Below are 16,304 nucleotides of genomic sequence, written 5' to 3'. Positions count from 1 at the left end.
TGATCGGGACGGAAAGCGGCTCAGCCCTTGATCGCGCCGGTGAGGACGCCGGTCCGCAGGTGCTTCTGCACGAACGGGTAGACGATCACCAGCGGCACCAGGGTGAGCACCACCACCGCCATCTGCAGCGAGAGCGGCGCGGTCTGGGCGTGCGTGCTGCCGAAACCGGCGTTGACCGAGCCGGGCAGCCCGTTGCCCCGGTTGACGTAGGTGAGCAGGACGTACTGCAGCGGCCACTTCTGACTGTCGGTCGGCAGGTAGAGCATCACGTTGAAGAAGGAGTTCCAGTAGCCCACGCCGTAGAAGAGCGCCACCACGGCCGTCACCGCGCGTGAGGTGGGCAGCACCACGGACCACAGGATCCGCCAGTCGCCCGCGCCGTCCATCCGGGCCGCGTCGATCAGTTCGCCGGAGGTCTCGGAGTAGAAGGCGCGCAGCACCAGGATGTTGAAGACGGAGACCGCGCTGGGCAGGATCAGCGCCCACCACTGGTCGTAGCCGCCGAGGCCGGTGACCACCAGGAAGGTGGGGATCAGGCCGCCGCCGACGAACATGGTGACGACCAGCAGCAGCAGGATGAAGCGGTGTCCGAGCGAGCGGGGGCGGGAGAGCCCGTAACCGCACAGGATCGACACCACCATCGACACCACCGTGCCGACCGCGGTGATGCCGAGGCTGACCAGCAGGGCGGTGAGCACGGTCGGGCTGCCCAGCATCTCGCGGTAGGCCTCGGTGGTCAGGCCGTCCGGCCAGATCACCAGGCCGCCGGCCCGGTTGACGGCTCCGGCGGTGGAGAAGCTGGTCACCACGATGATCCAGAGCGGGACCAGCACGAGCGCCACGGCGCCGCCCAGGGTCACGCCCTTGGCGGCCTGGCCGACCGGTGTCGGCGGCTCCTGCCAGGGCGGCCGGGCGGGCCGGGCGGAGCGTCGGACGGCGGTGGTCGCGGGCCGCCTGCGGTTGCCGCGGCCGAGGCTGAGTACGTTCGTCATCTCCGGTAGAGCCCGTCCTCGCCGAAGGCGTGCGCCAACCGGTTGGCCCCCCAGATCAACAGCAGCGAGACCACGCTCTTGAAGAGCCCGGCCGCCGCGCCGTAGCTGTAGTTGCCGGTGGCGATGCCGTAGTAGAAGGAGAAGGTGTCCAGCACGTCGGAGGCGTCGTGGCCGACCGCGACCCGCTGGATCAGGAACTGCTCGAAGCCCACCGACAGCGCGTTGCCCAGGCGCAGCACCAGCAGCAGCACGATCACGCCCCGCAGGCCGGGCAGGGTGACGTGCCACATCCGCCGCAGCCGCCCCGCCCCGTCGGCCGCCGCCGCCTCGTACAGCTCGTTGTTGATCGCGCTGAGGGCGGCGAGGAAGACGATGATGCCCCAGCCCGCCTCCTTCCAGACCGCCTGCGAGGTGACCAGCAGGGCGAAGGTGTGCGGGTCGGTCATGACGTCCCAGGTGCCGGCTCCGTGCGTGCGCAGCAGCTGGTTGAGCACACCGGCGCCGCCGAGCATCTGCTGGAAGACCGTGATGGCGAGCACCCAGGAGAAGAAGTGCGGCAGGTAGAGGACGGACTGGATGACGTTGCGCGTCCTCTCGCTGAGGACCGAGTTGAGCAGCAGGGCGAGCGCGATCGGGACGGGGAAGAACAGGATCAGCTGGACGAAGCTCAGGTACAGCGTGTTCTTCATCGACTCCCAGAACAGCGGGTCGCCGAAGAGCTGTCGGAACTGGTCGAGCCCGACCCAGTCGCTGTGCCAGACCCCCACCAGCGGGTCGTAGTCCTGGAAGGCGGTCATCAGGCCGAACAGCGGCGCGTAGTTGAAGACCAGGAGCAGGACCACCGCCGGCACCGTCATCAGCAGCAGCGACCGGTCGCGCCGCAGCCTGATCCGCCAGTTCAACCGCGCGGGCGCCGCCCGGCGTCCCGACCGCGCGGTGCTCACTGGCCCGTGCCGTACTTGTCGAGGACGTTCTCCGTCATCCACCGCTTGAGCCGGTCCCCCTGGCCGGACTTCCAGGTGGAGACCGCCGCCTGGACGTCGGAGACCTTCTTCTTGCCGTGGTAGCAGTCGATGATGGTGTCGTTGACGGCCTGCGCGGCCTCGGCTGCGGCGAGCTCCTGCGGCATGCTGTAGTTCATGGCCCAGAAGGGCGGCTTGGCCAGGGTCCGGACGTTGGCCGCCTGCCAGGCGGAGTAGTCCTTGGTCACCACGTCGCCGCCCGGGTTGCTGATCACCGCCGGGCTGGAGGCGAGGAAGTTGTAGGTCGTCACCTGGACGTCCTTCTTCCCCTCGTCGGTGAAGGTCGGTACGCCGTTGACCCGGTTGTAGTGGGTTCCCTCGACCCCGAAGTTGACCAGCGTGTACTCGGCCGAGCCGTACGGTGCGGCCAGGTAGTTCGCCACCGCGAGCAGTTCCTCGATCTGGTCCGGCTTCAGACTGGCGTTGAGGTAGCTGATCATGCTGCTGGGGGCGCCCATGTAGAGCACCGGCTTGCTCCTGCCGTCGGCGGCGAAGGAGTTGAAGGCACCGCGCCGGTACTTCGGGTCGGCCGCGATGCCGGACTGGTAGTCGGCGAGCGTCCAGGCACCGGTCCCGTCGCCAGTGATCAGGGACTTGCCGGCGTAGAAGCGGGTGGAGCTGTTGGTGTCGCCCGCGAGCGCGTCGGGGTGCATGTACCCGGAGGTGGCCAGGCGGTAGTGCCAGTCGAGGGCTTCCAGGAACTCCTGGGTCTCGAAGAGGTGGACCAGTTTGCCGCCGTCCACCTTCCACTTCCGCGGGGCGCCGAAGGAGGTGAAGAAGTAGGTCCACACGTCTTCGAAGGCCCACACGCCGCGTTTGGCGTCGGTCAGTTCCCTGCCGAGGTTCATCAAGTCCTCGGCGGACTTCACCTGGTCGGCGGTGATCCCGCGCGATTCGAGGACGTCCCGGCGGTGGAAGATGGCGCCGGGGGCGGGGAACCCGGTGGCGAAGCAGGGGATGCCGTAGAGCTTGTCGCCCCAGACGCCGGCCTGCCAGGCGCCGGTGGGGAGGGCGGCCAGGTTGGGGTACTTCTTGATGTTGTCGCCGGACAGGTGGGGCGTCAGGTCCGCGAGCTGGGTCCCGGCCAGCTCGCCGGTGTTGAAGTTGGGGTTCCACCAGGCCGGCAGGTTGACCCAGTCGGGCAGCTTCCTGGCGGCCGTCATGGTCGGGACGATGGTGTTGTAGTTGTTCCCGTCGGCCGGCTTGATGGTGAGGTTCACGCCCAGCGCGTTGTCCATCGCCTGGTAGAAGGAGTTGCCGGGCTGCGGCACGGTGCCCCACAGCGGAGTGACCGCCGTGTAGCTGCCGCCCCTGCCCGGGGGGCCGGACACGGTGGCGACGGGGGAGGCGGGGTAGCTGGCGAAGCCGGGGTCCGTCGCCGCGTCGGGGCCGCCCGCGACGGACGGGATGTCCGGCTTGAGCGCCGTGCTCGGCAGGTAGGCCGGCAGCGCCGCCTTGAGGCCCGACGCGGTGTTCGCACCCGTCTTCTGGTGCGCGCCGCCGCCGCAGGCGGAGAGCAGCGGCGCCATGGTGACCGCTCCCGCGATCGAGGCACCGGCGGTCAGCAGCCGTCTCCGGTTCAGCTCGGTGGTCATGATGGGCCGGCCCTTCCCCACAGAGGATGTCGAAGCGCTTGGATGTTTCGGCGAGACTAACGGCGCGTTACTGGTTCAGCAAGGCCCTGAACAAATGCAAATTCCTTCTGTGCAAAGGACATTGACAGGCCATTGGGATCATGTCAGCGTCGAAGCGTTTCACCGCCCGGTCACCGCGCCCGACCCGCTCGAAGGGTTTGCCACGTGAGTTCCGCGCCTGCGTCAGCAGCCGACCTGCTTCCTTTCCGAGACTCCGCGCTGCCCCTGCGCAAGCGTGTCGACGACCTGCTGGACCGGCTCACGCCGGACGAGCGGCTCGCCATGCTGCACCAGCACGCACCCGCCGTCCCCCGCCTCGGCCTCGCCGCCTTCCGCACCGGGAGCGAGGCGCTGCACGGTCTCGCCTGGCAGGGGGTCGCGACGGCCTTCCCACAGGCCGTCGGCCTCGGCGCCAGTTGGGACGAGGACCTGGTGCGCCGGGTCGGCGAGGCGACCTCGGTCGAGCTGCGCGCCTCGCACGGCCACCGCAAGCCGTCGACCGGCAGCAGCGCCCACAGCCTGCAGGCCTGGGCGCCGGTGTTGAACCTGCTGCGCGACCCGCGCTGGGGCCGCAACGAGGAGGGCTACTCCGAGGACCCCGCACACACCGCCCGGATCGGAGAGGCGTTCTGCCGGGGCCTGGCCGGCGACCACCCGGCCTACCTGCGAACCGCCCCCGTGCTCAAGCACTTCCTCGCCTACAACAACGAGGACGACCGCTGCACCACCTCCTCCGGACTGCGCCCGCGGGTGCTGCACGAGTACGACCTGGCGGCCTTCCGCCCGGTCGTCGCCTCGGGCGCCGCGACCGGCGCGATGGCCGCCTACAACCTGGTCAACGGCCGCCCCTGCCACGTCAGCGGGCTGATCGAGGAGGAGCTGCGCCGGTGGGCCCGCCCGACCGGGCACGAGCTGTTCGTGGTCAGCGACGCCGAGGCCCCGTCCAACCTGGTCGACCCGGAGCACTACTTCGACGACCACGCCGTCTCGCACGCGGCGGCGCTCAAGGCCGGCATCGACAGCTTCACCGACCACGGGGAGGACAGCGCCACCCCGGTCGGCCGGCTGCGCGAGGCGCTGGAGCGCGGCCTGATCGACCAGCAGGACGTGGACCGCGCGGTCCGCCGCCAGCTCGAACTTCGCTTCCGTCTGGGGGAGTTCGACCCGGAGCTGGACCCCTATGCGGGCATCGGACCGGAGCTGATCGACTGCCCCGAGCACCGCGACCTGGCGCGCGAGGCGGCGATCGGGTCGACGGTGCTGCTCAAGAACACCGGGCTGCTGCCGCTGGACCCGGACCGCACCCGGCGGATCGCGGTGATCGGCCCGCTGGCCGACACGCTGTGCGAGGACTGGTACAGCGGCGACATGCCCTACCGGGTCACCGTCGCGGACGGCCTCGCCGCGGCCCTGGGCCCGCACGGCGGCCAGGTGGTCCGGGTGGCCGGCACCGACCGGATCGCGCTGCGCTCGCGCACCACCGGCGAACCGCTGCGCGGCACGCAGTTCGACGTGGCCGAGTGGGGCCAGGACGTGCTGACCCTGTGCGCCGCGGACACCGGGCTCTTCCTGAGCGTCAAGGAGGACGCCACCCTGGCGGCCGACCGGGAGCAGCTCAAGACCTGGTTCATCAACGAGACCTTCCGGCTGGCGCCGGCCGGGGACGGCGCCGTGCTGCTGCAGTCGGTGCACACCGGACGCTACGCGGCCGTGGACCCGGCGGACGGCCGGGTCACCGTCACCGCCGAGACCCCGCAGGATGCCGAGCGCTGGCACCGCGAGCTGGTCCGGGACGGCCTCGCCGAGGCGGTGGCCGCGGCGGGCGAGGCGGACGCGGCGGTCGTCGTCCTCGGCAACCACCCGATGGTCAACGGCCGCGAGACCGAGGACCGGACGGACATCGCGCTGCCCCGGATGCAGGACGCGCTGCTGCGCGCGGTGGCCGCCGCGCGCCCCGAGACGGCCCTGCTGGTGATGAGCAGCTACCCGTACGCCCTCGACTGGGCCGACGAGCACCTGCCCGCCGTGCTGTGGACCTCGCACGGCGGGCAGGAGACCGGCAACGCGGTGGCCGCCGTGCTGCTCGGCGCGGCCGAGCCGGGTGGGCGCCTGCCGCAGACCTGGTACCGGGGCGACGACCCGCTCCCGGCGCGGCTCGACTACGACATCATCAAGGCGGGCTGGACCTACCAGTACCACCGGGCCGCCGCGTTGTACCCGTTCGGCCACGGGCTGTCCTACACCGAGTTCTCCTGCCGCGACCTGGTCCTCTCGCACTCCGTGATCGACCGGGACGGCGCGGTCGACGTCACGGTGAGTCTGGCCAACACCGGTGCGCGGCCCGGCACCGAGGTGGCGCAGCTCTACGTACGGGCCGTGGACGCCCGCTACGAGGCCCCGCTGCTGCGGCTCGCCGACTTCCGCAAGGTGCGCCTGGAGCCGTACCAGCAGCGGGAGTTGACGTTCCGGCTGTCGGCCGGGCAGCTCGCCCACTGGGACGTGGCCACCGGCGCCTTCGCGGTCGACCCCGGCGGGTACGAGGTCGTCGTCGCCCGCTCCTGCGGGCACCCGCTGCGCACCGCCCCGCTCACGGTGACCGGGCCGCCCCCCGACCCCCGCGTGGTCGTCGAACGCCGCACCCGGGCCGTCGACTTCGACGACCACGCGGACCTCACCATCGTCGACGCCACCCGGGTCGAGGGCGACGCGGTCACCCCCACCGACCCCAGCCGTCCGGGCACCCTGCTGTTCCGCGGCGTCGACCTCTCCGGCGCCGTCCGGGTGACGGCCGAGACCGCGCTGGAGGTGCCGGGCGCCACCTCGGCACGGCTGGAACTGCGGGCGGGGGAAGGCTTGGTGGCCGAGATCGCGGTGCCCGTCACCGGGGACCGCTACGCGTGGACCACCGCCACCGCCGAGTTCGCCGCGCCGTTGGACGGCGTCCACGACCTGTCGCTGGTCCTGCACGGCGCCTTCCGCCTCGCCGGCTTCCGGCTCGGCTCCGCCGACGGCTCCTGACCGCCCGTCCGTCCACTCGTCCGGCTCGTCCACTCGTCGGGCTCGTCCGCCCGTCCGGCGCGTCCGCCCGTCACCCGAAGGAAATCCCCGATGCCGCTCACCGATTTCGTTCCGACGGAACTCGCCTGCTACCGGCCGGAACTGACGGTCCCGCAGGACTTCGAGGCGTTCTGGCGGCGTACCCTGGCCGAGGCCCGGGCACAGGGCGGATCCGTCAAGGCCGAGCGGGTCACCGACCGGTACGGGCTGCGCACCGTCGAGGTGGACGACGTGCGGTTCCCCGGCTGGAACGGGGAGCCGGTGGCCGCCTGGCTGCTGCGCCCGCGCGACGCGGTCGGACCGCTGCCGGTCGTCGTCGGCTACCAGGGCTACACCGGTGGCCGCGGCCTGCCCACCGAGCAGCTCTTCTGGTCCGCCGCCGGATACGCCCACCTCGTGGTCGACACCCGCGGCCAGGGCCACGACACGCCGGACCCCTACGCGGGCGACGGCACCCAGTGGAGCGAGGGTTTCATGACCCGCGGCATCCAGTCGCCCGAGGAGTACTACTACCGGCGGCTGATCAGCGACTGCGTGCGGGCCGTGGACGCGGTCGCCGAACTGCCGGGCCTCCACGCCGGGCGGATCCTGGTGGCCGGCGGCAGCCAGGGCGGCGGCCTGGCCCTGGCCGTCGCGGCGCTGGCGGGGGAGCAGGTGGCGGCGGTGATGGCGGAGGTCCCGTTCCTGTGCCACTTCCGCAAGGGCGCGCAGACCAGTGCGGACGGCCCGTACCAGGAGCTGGTCAAGTACCTGCGCTGGCACAGCCGTGACCGGGTGGAGCAGACCTTCGCCACCCTGGACTACTTCGACGGGGTGCACTTCGCCCAGCGCGCCACCGTGCCGGCCTGGTTCGGCGCCGCCCTGATGGACCCGGTCTGTCCGCCGCCCACCGTCTACGCCGCCTTCAACCACTACGCGGGCGGGGATCGCACCATGACGGTGTGGCCCTTCGGCGACCACAGCGGAGGCTGCGGCTCCACCCAGCCCGCCCAACTGGCCTGGCTGGCCGAGCGCGGGCTGGTGCCGCAGCCGTGAGCGCCGGCGCCGGCGCCGGCGGTACCGCGAGCGCCGGCGGCACCGCCCGGGACCGGCCGGGAAGTACCGGACGAGCCTGCGGCGCATCCCGCTGCTCCCTCGCGCCGTCCGTTTCGCAAGCACGTCGACCACGGAGGAACCCGCGCGATGAAGTTCACCGACGGCTACTGGCTGATGCGCCCCGGCTTCACCGCGCGCCACGCGACCGAGGTCGCCGAGGTGCGGGCCGAGGAGCACCGGATGACGCTCTACGCCCCGGTGAAGCACGTGACCGGCCGCGGTGACACCCTCAACAGCCCACTGCTGACCGTCGAGTGCTGGTCCCCGGCCGAGGGCGTGATCGGGGTGCGTACCACCCACCACGCCGGATCGGTGCGCCGCGGCCCGGAGTTCGCGCTGGCCGGCGCCGAGGCGGGCACCGGCAAGGTGCGGCGGGAGGGGTCGGTGGTGGAACTCGTCGCCGGCGACCTGACGCTCCGGGTGGACACCGCCCGGCCCTGGTGCCTGGAGTTCACCGCCGGCGGGCGGGTGCTGACCTCGGTGGGCGAGCGGGGCACCGGCTTCGTCACCGACCCGGCCGGCCGGCACCACATGACCGGTCAACTCGCCCTGGGAGTCGGCGAGCTGGTCTACGGGCTGGGGGAGCGGTTCACCCCGTTCGTCCGCAACGGCCAGGTGGTGGAGATCTGGCAGGCCGACGGCGGCACCAGCAGCGAGCAGGCCTACAAGAACATCCCCTTCCACCTGACCAACCGCGGCTACGGGGTCTTCGTCAACCACCCCGGCAAGGTCAGCTACGAGATCGGCTCCGAGTCGGTCGGTCAGGTGCAGTTCAGCGTGGAGGACCAGTCGCTGGAGTACTTCCTCGTCCACGGACCGACCCCGAAGCAGGTCCTGGAGCGCTACACCGCGCTGACCGGGCGCCCGGCGCTGCCGCCGGCCTGGGCGCTGGGCCTGTGGCTGACCACCTCGTTCACCACCGACTACGACGAGGCGACCGTGAACCGCTTCGTCGGGGGGATGGCCGAGCGCGGCATCCCGCTGAGCGTCTTCCACCTGGACTGCTTCTGGATGCGCGAGTACCAGTGGAGCGACTTCGAGTGGGACGCGGACACCTTCCCGGACCCGGTGGGCATGCTGGCCCGGCTCAAGGCGCGGGGCCTGCGGATCTGTGCCTGGATCAACCCCTACATCGCCCAGAAGTCGGCACTGTTCGAGGAGGGCAGGCGCGCGGGGTACCTGGTGCGCCGCCCGGACGGCAGCGTCTGGCAGTGGGACCTGTGGCAGCCCGGGATGGCGCTGGTGGACTTCACCAACCCCGCCGCCCGGGACTGGTACAGCGCCAAGCTGCGCACCTTGCTGGCCCAGGGCGTGGACTGCTTCAAGACCGACTTCGGCGAACGCATCCCGACCGACGTCGTGTGGCACGACGGCTCCGACCCGCAGCGGATGCACAACTACTACACCCAGCTGTACAACCGCGCCGTCTTCGAGCTGCTGCGCGAGGAGCGCGGGGAGGGCGAGGCCATGCTCTTCGCCCGCTCCGCCACGGTCGGCGGCCAGCAGTACCCGGTGCACTGGGGCGGGGACTGCGAGTCGCACTTCAGCGCGATGGCCGAGTCGCTGCGCGGGGGCCTGTCCCTGGGCCTGTCCGGCTTCGGTTTCTGGAGCCACGACATCGGCGGCTTCGAGGGCACCCCCACGCCGGCGGTCTTCAAGCGATGGGTGCAGTTCGGCCTGCTCTCCTCGCACAGCAGGCTGCACGGCAGCAAGTCCTACCGGGTGCCGTGGGACTACGGCGAGGAGGCCGTCGAGGTCACCCGGGAGTTCACCCTGCTCAAGCACCGACTCGCCCCCTACCTGCAGCACGCCGCCCAGCGGGCGCACGCCACCGGCGTTCCGGTGATGCGGGCCATGGTGCTGGAGTTCCCCGAAGACCCCGCCGCCGCCACCCTGGACCGCCAGTATCTGCTGGGCGAGGACCTGCTGGTCGCCCCGGTGTTCACGGACGACGGCACGGTGGAGTACTACGTGCCGGAGGGGAGCTGGACCAACCTCCTGACGGGAGGTCAAGTGATCGGCCCGCGCTGGGTCCGGGAGCTGCACGGCTTCCACACGCTGCCGCTGCTGGCCCGCCCGGACTCCGTGATCCCGCTCGCAGCCGACGACCAGCGCCCGGTCTCCGCCTGGGCGGACGGTGTCGAGCTGCGGGTGCACACCTTCGCCGACGGCGCCGAGCGTACCGTGGAGATCCCGCGGACCGAGGGCCCCGGTCGGACCGCCGTCTTCCGCCTGCGCCGCGAGGGCGACCGGCTGCGGGTGACCACCGACAGCCCGCACCCGTGGCAGCTGCGGGTCGGCGGCCCGGACGGTGCGCTGCACACCCGCCCGGCGGGCACCTCGGCGGCGGACCTCCCGTACCCGTCGTGAACCGTCACCGATCGGCCGGCGCCGGGCGTGTTCACCCGGCCCAGGCTCGGCCGATCGGGTCGCCGATCCAATGTTCGCGCTCACAAATGAGCCCTGCACGAGTCTTGACCGGGCTGAGCGCGCTCCTTGATAGTGAGGGCCGCAGGGCGCTCCTGGTGCAGCAATGCGGCTGGGCCACCATGGCCACGTCGTCGCGCTGGGATGTTAGCGCTCACAAAAGGCCGACGAGGCCTCAGGTACCGTACCGATCAGAGGAGTCCATGCATGCTGCCCGTCCCAGGCTCTGGTCGCCGCCTGCTCAGGAGACTGCTCGCCTCCCTCGTCACGCTCGCACTCACCGTGACCGGCATCCTCGCCCTCGCCGGCCCGTCCCAGGCCGCCACGCAGGAACCCTGTGACCTCTACGCCGCCGGCGGCACGCCGTGCGTCGCGGCGCACAGCACCACCCGCGCCCTGTTCGCCTCCTACAACGACCCGCTGTACCAGGTGCAGCGGGCCTCGGACGGCACCTCGCAGGACATCGGGGTCCTGTCCGCCGGCGGCGTCGCCAACGCCGCCGCGCAGGACTCCTTCTGCGCGGGCACCACCTGCACCATCACCCGCCTCTACGACCAGACCGGCGGCGGCAACACCCTGGTCTACCAGGGGCCCGGGGGGACCGGCGGCGCCGATACGGCGGCCACCGCGAACACGGAAGCCCTGAGCGTGGCCGGCCAGAAGGCGTACGCGCTCCACATCAACCCCGGCAACAGCTACTTCGCCTACAACCCGGCCGGGGGCGTGCCGACCGGCAGCTCGCCCGAGGGCGAATACATGATCACCAGCGGCACCCACGCCAACGGAGGCTGCTGCTTCGACTACGGCAACACGGAGACCGACCACAAGGCCGACGGCAACGGCGCCATGGACGCGATCAACTTCAGCACCGAGTGCTGGTTCGGCGGTTGCAGCGGGACCGGGCCGTGGGTACAGGCGGACCTGGAGAACGGCCTGTTCTCCGGCGGCGGCAGGAGCTGGAACCCGGCCCAGGTCTCCGAGACCAGCGACTTCGTCACCGCCATGCTCAAGAACAACGGCACCACGCTGATGGCGCTCAAGGGTGCCGACGCCCAGGCCGGGAGCCTGACCCAGCTCTACGGCGGTGCACTGCCCAGCGGCTACAACCCCATGCACAAGCAAGGGGCGATCATCCTCGGCAGCGGCGGCGACTGCTGCCAGACCAACCACAACGACAGCGCGGGCACCTTCTACGAGGGGGCCATGGTCAAGGGCTATCCCTCCGACGCCACCGACGCCGCGGTCCAGGCCAACATCGCCGCAGTCGGCTACCGCACCGGCTCGCCGGCCCCGCTGACGCCCGGCTCGCGGATCTCCCTGCGGGCCACCACCGCCTGCTGCACCTCGGACTACCTGCGCCACGACGACGCCGACAACAAGGCCGTCATCTCCGCTATCAGCTCCGCGAGTTCGGCCACCGACAAGGCCGACGCGACCTGGATCGTCCGGGCCGGCCTGGCCAACAGCGCCTGCATCTCGCTGGAGTCGGCCAACGCGGCCGGCAGTTACCTCCGGCACTACGCGTTCGAGCTCTACCTCGATCCCAACGACGGGACCGGCCAGTTCGCCGCCGACGCCACCTTCTGCCCGAAGTCGGGAAACAGCGGAACGGGTTACTCCCTCCAGTCCTTCAACTACCCGGCCAAGTACGTCCGCCACTACGCCTTCACCGCCTACGTGGCCGGTGACGGCGGCTCCTACGCCTGGGACGCCACGTCCTCCTGGGCCCAGGACACCAGTTGGCTCACCACGGCGGCCTGGAGCTGACCAGCAGCCGCCGCGCCTCTGCCAGCCGGTACAGCTTCAGGTAGTCGCCGATCGTGGTGCGCACGACCTTGCGGAGCGCACCGTCAGGCGACCGGCCAACAGCCCGCCCGCTCTTCCTGAACTTCGTGTTCTCACTCGGCATCACGACCCCCGCACCGCGTGACCCCACCTGACCACGTGCCACGACCCCGAGGACCCCACCCATGTCCTACCACCTCCGCTCACCGGACGCGGGTGGGAGGGCGGGGCGGTGCTCGACGCCGAGGCCCCGCTGGAACGGATTCCGGTCTTCGCGCGGGAGGGGGCCGACCTCGCACTTCGACCGGGAGCGGTACTGGTCACCTGAGGACGTGACAACGGCGGCGGCCCCGCCCCCTGGAAAGGGGGGCGGGGCGCCGCCGGTGTCGCGTCCCGGTGGTGGGGCGCCGCCCCGGGGGGGTCCGCGCCGGCCGGGGGGGGGGGGCGGGGCGGCAGGGGGGGGAAGCCGGGCGGCCCCGGGCGGTGGGCGGTGGGGGCGGGGGGGGGGGGGGGGNNGGGGGTGCGGGCCCGCCGCCGTTGTCACGTCCGTGAGTCGGCGCACCGCACCGGACGGCTCAGCGCCGGCCGGGTGGGCGGGTCAGTGCTGCAGGGTGAGAACGCCGGGCTGCCACGGCAGTTGGTCGTAGGGGCCGGTGGCGGTGGGGGACTTGCCCTGGTAGAGGAGTTGCAGGTTGCAGGGATCGATGGTCATGGTCTGGTCGGGGTTGTCGCGGACCAGGTCGCCGTGGCTGATGTCGTTGGTCCAGGTCGCGCCGCTGTTGGCCTTGCCCGCGAAGGGGCTGCCCTCGGTGGCGGCCTGCGGGGTCCACGAGCCGTCGAGGCTGGTGGCCGTGAAGGAGCGGAAGTAGCGCTGCTCGTTCGCGCCCCTGGCCTCGACGAGCATGAGGTACTGGTTCTGGTCCTTGACCTTGTAGACCTGCGGGGCCTCGAACAGGTTCTTCGCGGTGTCGCTCATGACTGTCGTGTAGGACGAGCCGAAGTTGCCCGGGAAGTTCCCGATCGGCATGGCGGCCCGGTAGATGCTGCCGTTGTCGGCGGCGAAGAAGAGGTACATGTTCTGGCCGTCGGCGATCAGCGTCTGGTCGATCGGGCCGGTACCCGAGCCCGGAATGCTGCCGGTGAACAGCGGCTGCGGCGCGGACCAGCCGTTGGGGTTGGTCGGGTCGCTCGACGTGCGGTAGATGAACGGCCACTGGCCCCACTGGTACGCCAGCACCCAGATGTTCTTGGGCGCGAAGTAGAACAGCGTGGGCGCCACCGCGGCCTGGCCCATCCCGGTCTGGCCGGCCGACGCCATGTCCGACCAGTTCGTGAACGGGCTGAACATCATCGAGCCGTAGGACGCCCCGGAGACGTCCGAGGCGTAGACCAGGTGCTTGCCGTTGTAGACCACGTCGGTGAAGTCCTTCACCGACGACCACCCGTTCCCCGGCTTGGCCAACGAACCCGTGGAGGACCACCGGTAAGAGGAGGGCAGCGCACAGGTGCCGCTCGTCGCCCCGACCAGGGTGAAGGTCCAGTGCTGGTGGGCGCCGCCGTTGGAGTCCCAGATCTGGGCGGGAGCGCCGTTGCCGGTCCGACCGCTGGGGACCTCCAGCACCCGGTGGCTGGCGCCGTTGGTCAGGGTGTAGGAGCCGTCGCCGTTCCGGGCGGCGCGCCAGCGCTGGTTGGCGCCGCCGTTGGAGTCCCAGACCTGCAGCCTCGTCCCGTTGCCCGTCTGGTTGCCCGGCTCGTCCAGGACGCGGCCGCTGGCGACGTTGGTCAGCGTGTAGGAGCCGTCGCTGTTCTGGCCGACCCGCCACTGCTGGTTGGCGGCCCCGCCGGCGTCCCACACCTGGAGCGGGGTGGCGTTGCCGTTCTGGCCCGCGTACTCGTCCAGCACCCGCCCGGCGGCCACGTCGGTGAGGGTGTAGACGCTGCCGGGGGTGAGGCCTCCGCCCGAGGTGCCGCCGCCACCACCGCCGGCGCTGCCGGCCAGGGCGGTGAGCACCGCGTTGTAGGCGGGCTTCTTGTTGCCGCTGCCGTCGAACAGCAGCGGGTTCTCGCCGGTGCGCCAGGAGTCGCTGTCGCGGATGCCCCAGACCGTGATGCCCGTGCAGCGGGCGACGTCGAGGCAGGTCCGGACGGCGGTGGTGTACGCGGCCGGGGACGCCTGGGCGATGTCGAGCTCGGTGAGCTGGACGTCCACACCGAGCGCCGCGAAGTTGGACAGCGTGGTGCGGAAGTCGGCCGGGGGACCGCCGGCCCCGAAGTGGCTCTGGAAGCCCACGCAGTCGATCGGCACACCACGGGACTTGAAGTCCTTGACCATGGCGTAGACGCCCTGGGTCTTGGCGTCGGACCAGTTCTCGATGTTGTAGTCGTTGTAGCAGAGCTTGGCCGCGGGGTCGACGTTCCGGGCGGTACGGAAGGCCTCCTCGATGAAGCCGTTGCCCAGCACGTTCTGGAACACCGAGCTCCGGTGCTGGCCGCTGCCGCCGTCGGCGAACGCCTCGTTGACCACGTCCCAGGCATAGATCTTGCCCTTGAAGTGCGTCATCTCCTGGGTGATGTGATTGTCCATCACACCCCGCAGGGTATTGGCGTCGGTGATCGATCCGACCCAGGAGGGGAGCTGGGAATGCCAGACCAGGGTGTGGCCGCGCATGCGCTGGCCGTGTGCGGAGGCCTGGTTGACGATCGACTCGGCCGGGGCGAAGTTGAACGACCCGCGGGAGGGCTCGGTGGTGTCCCACTTCATCTCGTTCTCCGGGGTCACCATGGTGAACTCCCGGTCGAGGACGGTGGAGTAGGTCGAGTCGCCGAGCCGGCCCGCGGCCACCGCAGTCCCGAAGTAGCGGCCGCTGCCGGCCGCCGCGCCGCCGAGTGTGGTCGGCGCCGCGGCATTCGGCGTGAACGCGGCCTGGGCGACCAGCGGCACGGCTGCCCCCGCCGCGGCGAGGACCACAGCGGCGGCGATCAGGCGGCGGGTCGGCGGACGGCGGCGGTGAGAGCGTTTCTGAGCTGGCAACGGCTTGTTCCTCTGACGTAGCGGGCCGTGGTTCGGCGCGGTTTTCCGTCAGTTGCCGCCGCGCGCGTAGAGGTTGCCGCGATCAGGGAGAAATTTTTCTGGTCGGCCGCGACCGCCCGAGCGGGCTCAGCCGCCGGTTGCGTGGTTGCCCCAGAGGGCCGGGTCGGCCACGTTGTTCTTGGTCACCAAGGGGGAGGGGAGTTGGTCCTCCAGACCGTTGGGGAGGGCGATGATGGTGGACCCGTGGTCGGTCGGGCCGGGGGCGAAGGCCGCACCGGTCGCGGCGGCCCGGGCGTAGTACAGCGCGTACTTGGCGTAGAGGTCGGCCGGCTGGCTGACTGTCGCGTCAATCTGGCCCGTGCGGATCGCGTCGAGTTCGGCGGGCGTGCCGTCGTTGGCCACGATGGCGATGTGTCCCGGGCGGCCGGCCGGCTGGAGCACGGCCTCGTGCTGGAGCAGGGCCAGGACGGGTTGCAGGAAGGCACCGCCGGACTCCAGGTAGAGGCCGGCCAGGTCCGGATCGGAGGCCAGGGTGGACTGGAGCTTTGTGGTGGCCATCTCGGCCTTCCAGTCGGTGGCCAGCGGGAGCACCTGGATCCCGGGGAACTCGGTGCGCATGCAGTAGCCGAAGGCCTGGGACCGGTCGTAGCCGTTGATCGAGTCCTGCGCGCCCTGAAGATCGGCGACCTTGCCCGTTCCGTGCAGCTGCTTGCCGAGGAACTCGCAGGCCTTGGTGCCCATGGCACGGTTGTCCGCCCGCACCACCATGTAGACCTGGCCGTTCTCCGGCACGGTGTCGACGCTAATGGCGTCGATGTGCTTGGCCAGCAGCCCGTCCAGCACGCTCTCGGTCGTGGTGGTGTTCTGCGGCGCCAGCACGATGGCCCGGGGCCGGTGTTCGGCGAGCGCCTTCACGTTGGCCGCCAACTTGGTGTCGTCCCCCTGGGACTCGGTGATCGGCAGCACGTCGAGGTGTTCGGCGCTGACCTCCTGCCGGAGTTCCCGCGCGTACACCTGCCAGAAGGCGGTGTCGGTGCGCGGGATGTCGATCCCGATGCTCATGGACGGGCTACCGGCAGGGGTCGGGGCGGCGGCAGTCTGTCGGCAGCCGGCGAGGCTGCCGGTCAGCAGCATGATGGTCCCGCCGATGGCCGCGGCTGGAGCACTGAGGGGTCTCTTCACGGGACGGACCGTTCTGGGGAGTCGGGGGTTCCTCGCCGCTGGAGGTGATGCCTCGTCAGTCCTGTTTCTCGCCGGAGGC

At 71.2% G+C, this 16,304-nt stretch carries 9 protein-coding genes; 4 read left to right on the top strand and 5 right to left on the bottom strand.

The annotated features are described in order from the left end of the window. Positions 1–20 precede the first annotated feature (20 nt). The 3 genes from C7C46_RS13675 to C7C46_RS13665 are packed head-to-tail and all read right to left on the bottom strand — an operon-like array spanning position 21 to position 3,609. The gene (locus C7C46_RS13675; protein WP_110669288.1) at positions 21–992 is read right to left on the bottom strand and encodes a carbohydrate ABC transporter permease; all 972 of its coding nucleotides are present in this window, start codon (positions 990–992) and stop codon (positions 21–23) included. Beyond that, positions 989–1,936: an ABC transporter permease gene (locus tag C7C46_RS13670; protein ID WP_245984401.1), complete on the bottom strand. Its 948-nt coding sequence runs from the start codon at positions 1,934–1,936 to the stop codon at positions 989–991. Before C7C46_RS13670 ends, C7C46_RS13675 begins: the two co-directional genes overlap by 4 nt. Further along, a complete protein-coding gene (locus C7C46_RS13665) occupies positions 1,933–3,609 on the bottom strand; it encodes an ABC transporter substrate-binding protein (protein ID WP_110669286.1) in 1,677 nt (558 codons plus the stop codon). The genes C7C46_RS13670 and C7C46_RS13665 overlap by 4 nt, the downstream gene beginning before the upstream one ends. A gap of 204 nt (positions 3,610–3,813) precedes the next feature. Here C7C46_RS13665 and C7C46_RS13660 point away from each other — a divergent pair, with 204 nt between their 5' ends. The 4 genes from C7C46_RS13660 to C7C46_RS13645 all read left to right on the top strand — a co-directional run bounded on the left by C7C46_RS13660 (position 3,814) and on the right by C7C46_RS13645 (position 11,994). Continuing rightward, positions 3,814–6,666 carry a glycoside hydrolase family 3 protein gene (locus tag C7C46_RS13660; RefSeq protein WP_245984400.1) on the top strand — a complete coding sequence of 951 codons (2,853 nt, stop codon included), beginning with the start codon at positions 3,814–3,816 and terminating at the stop codon, positions 6,664–6,666. Between the two features lie 90 nt (positions 6,667–6,756). Continuing rightward, the gene (locus tag C7C46_RS13655; protein ID WP_110669284.1) at positions 6,757–7,740 is read left to right on the top strand and encodes an acetylxylan esterase; all 984 of its coding nucleotides are present in this window, start codon (positions 6,757–6,759) and stop codon (positions 7,738–7,740) included. A gap of 147 nt (positions 7,741–7,887) precedes the next feature. Further along, positions 7,888–10,170, top strand: coding sequence for an alpha-xylosidase (yicI, locus tag C7C46_RS13650; protein WP_110669282.1), 2,283 nt, complete (start codon positions 7,888–7,890; stop codon positions 10,168–10,170). Positions 10,171–10,434: 264 nt separating this feature from the next. Continuing rightward, positions 10,435–11,994 (top strand): alpha-L-arabinofuranosidase B, encoded by a 1,560-nt coding sequence (locus C7C46_RS13645; RefSeq protein WP_110669280.1) that lies wholly within the window; start codon positions 10,435–10,437, stop codon positions 11,992–11,994. A gap of 616 nt (positions 11,995–12,610) precedes the next feature. Here C7C46_RS13645 and C7C46_RS13640 read toward each other — a convergent pair. After that, the gene (locus C7C46_RS13640) at positions 12,611–14,995 is read right to left on the bottom strand and encodes a non-reducing end alpha-L-arabinofuranosidase family hydrolase (protein WP_110669344.1); all 2,385 of its coding nucleotides are present in this window, start codon (positions 14,993–14,995) and stop codon (positions 12,611–12,613) included. A 174-nt stretch (positions 14,996–15,169) separates the two neighbouring features. Then, on the bottom strand, positions 15,170–16,177 hold the full coding sequence (locus tag C7C46_RS13635; RefSeq protein ID WP_110669278.1) for a sugar ABC transporter substrate-binding protein: 1,008 nt from the start codon (positions 16,175–16,177) through the stop codon (positions 15,170–15,172). Between the last annotated feature and the right edge of the window lie 127 nt (positions 16,178–16,304).

The organism is Streptomyces tateyamensis, from assembly GCF_003205575.1.
In the GTDB taxonomy this organism is placed as follows: domain Bacteria; phylum Actinomycetota; class Actinomycetes; order Streptomycetales; family Streptomycetaceae; genus Kitasatospora; species Kitasatospora tateyamensis.
This window is presented reverse-complemented; position numbering and strand designations above follow the sequence as displayed.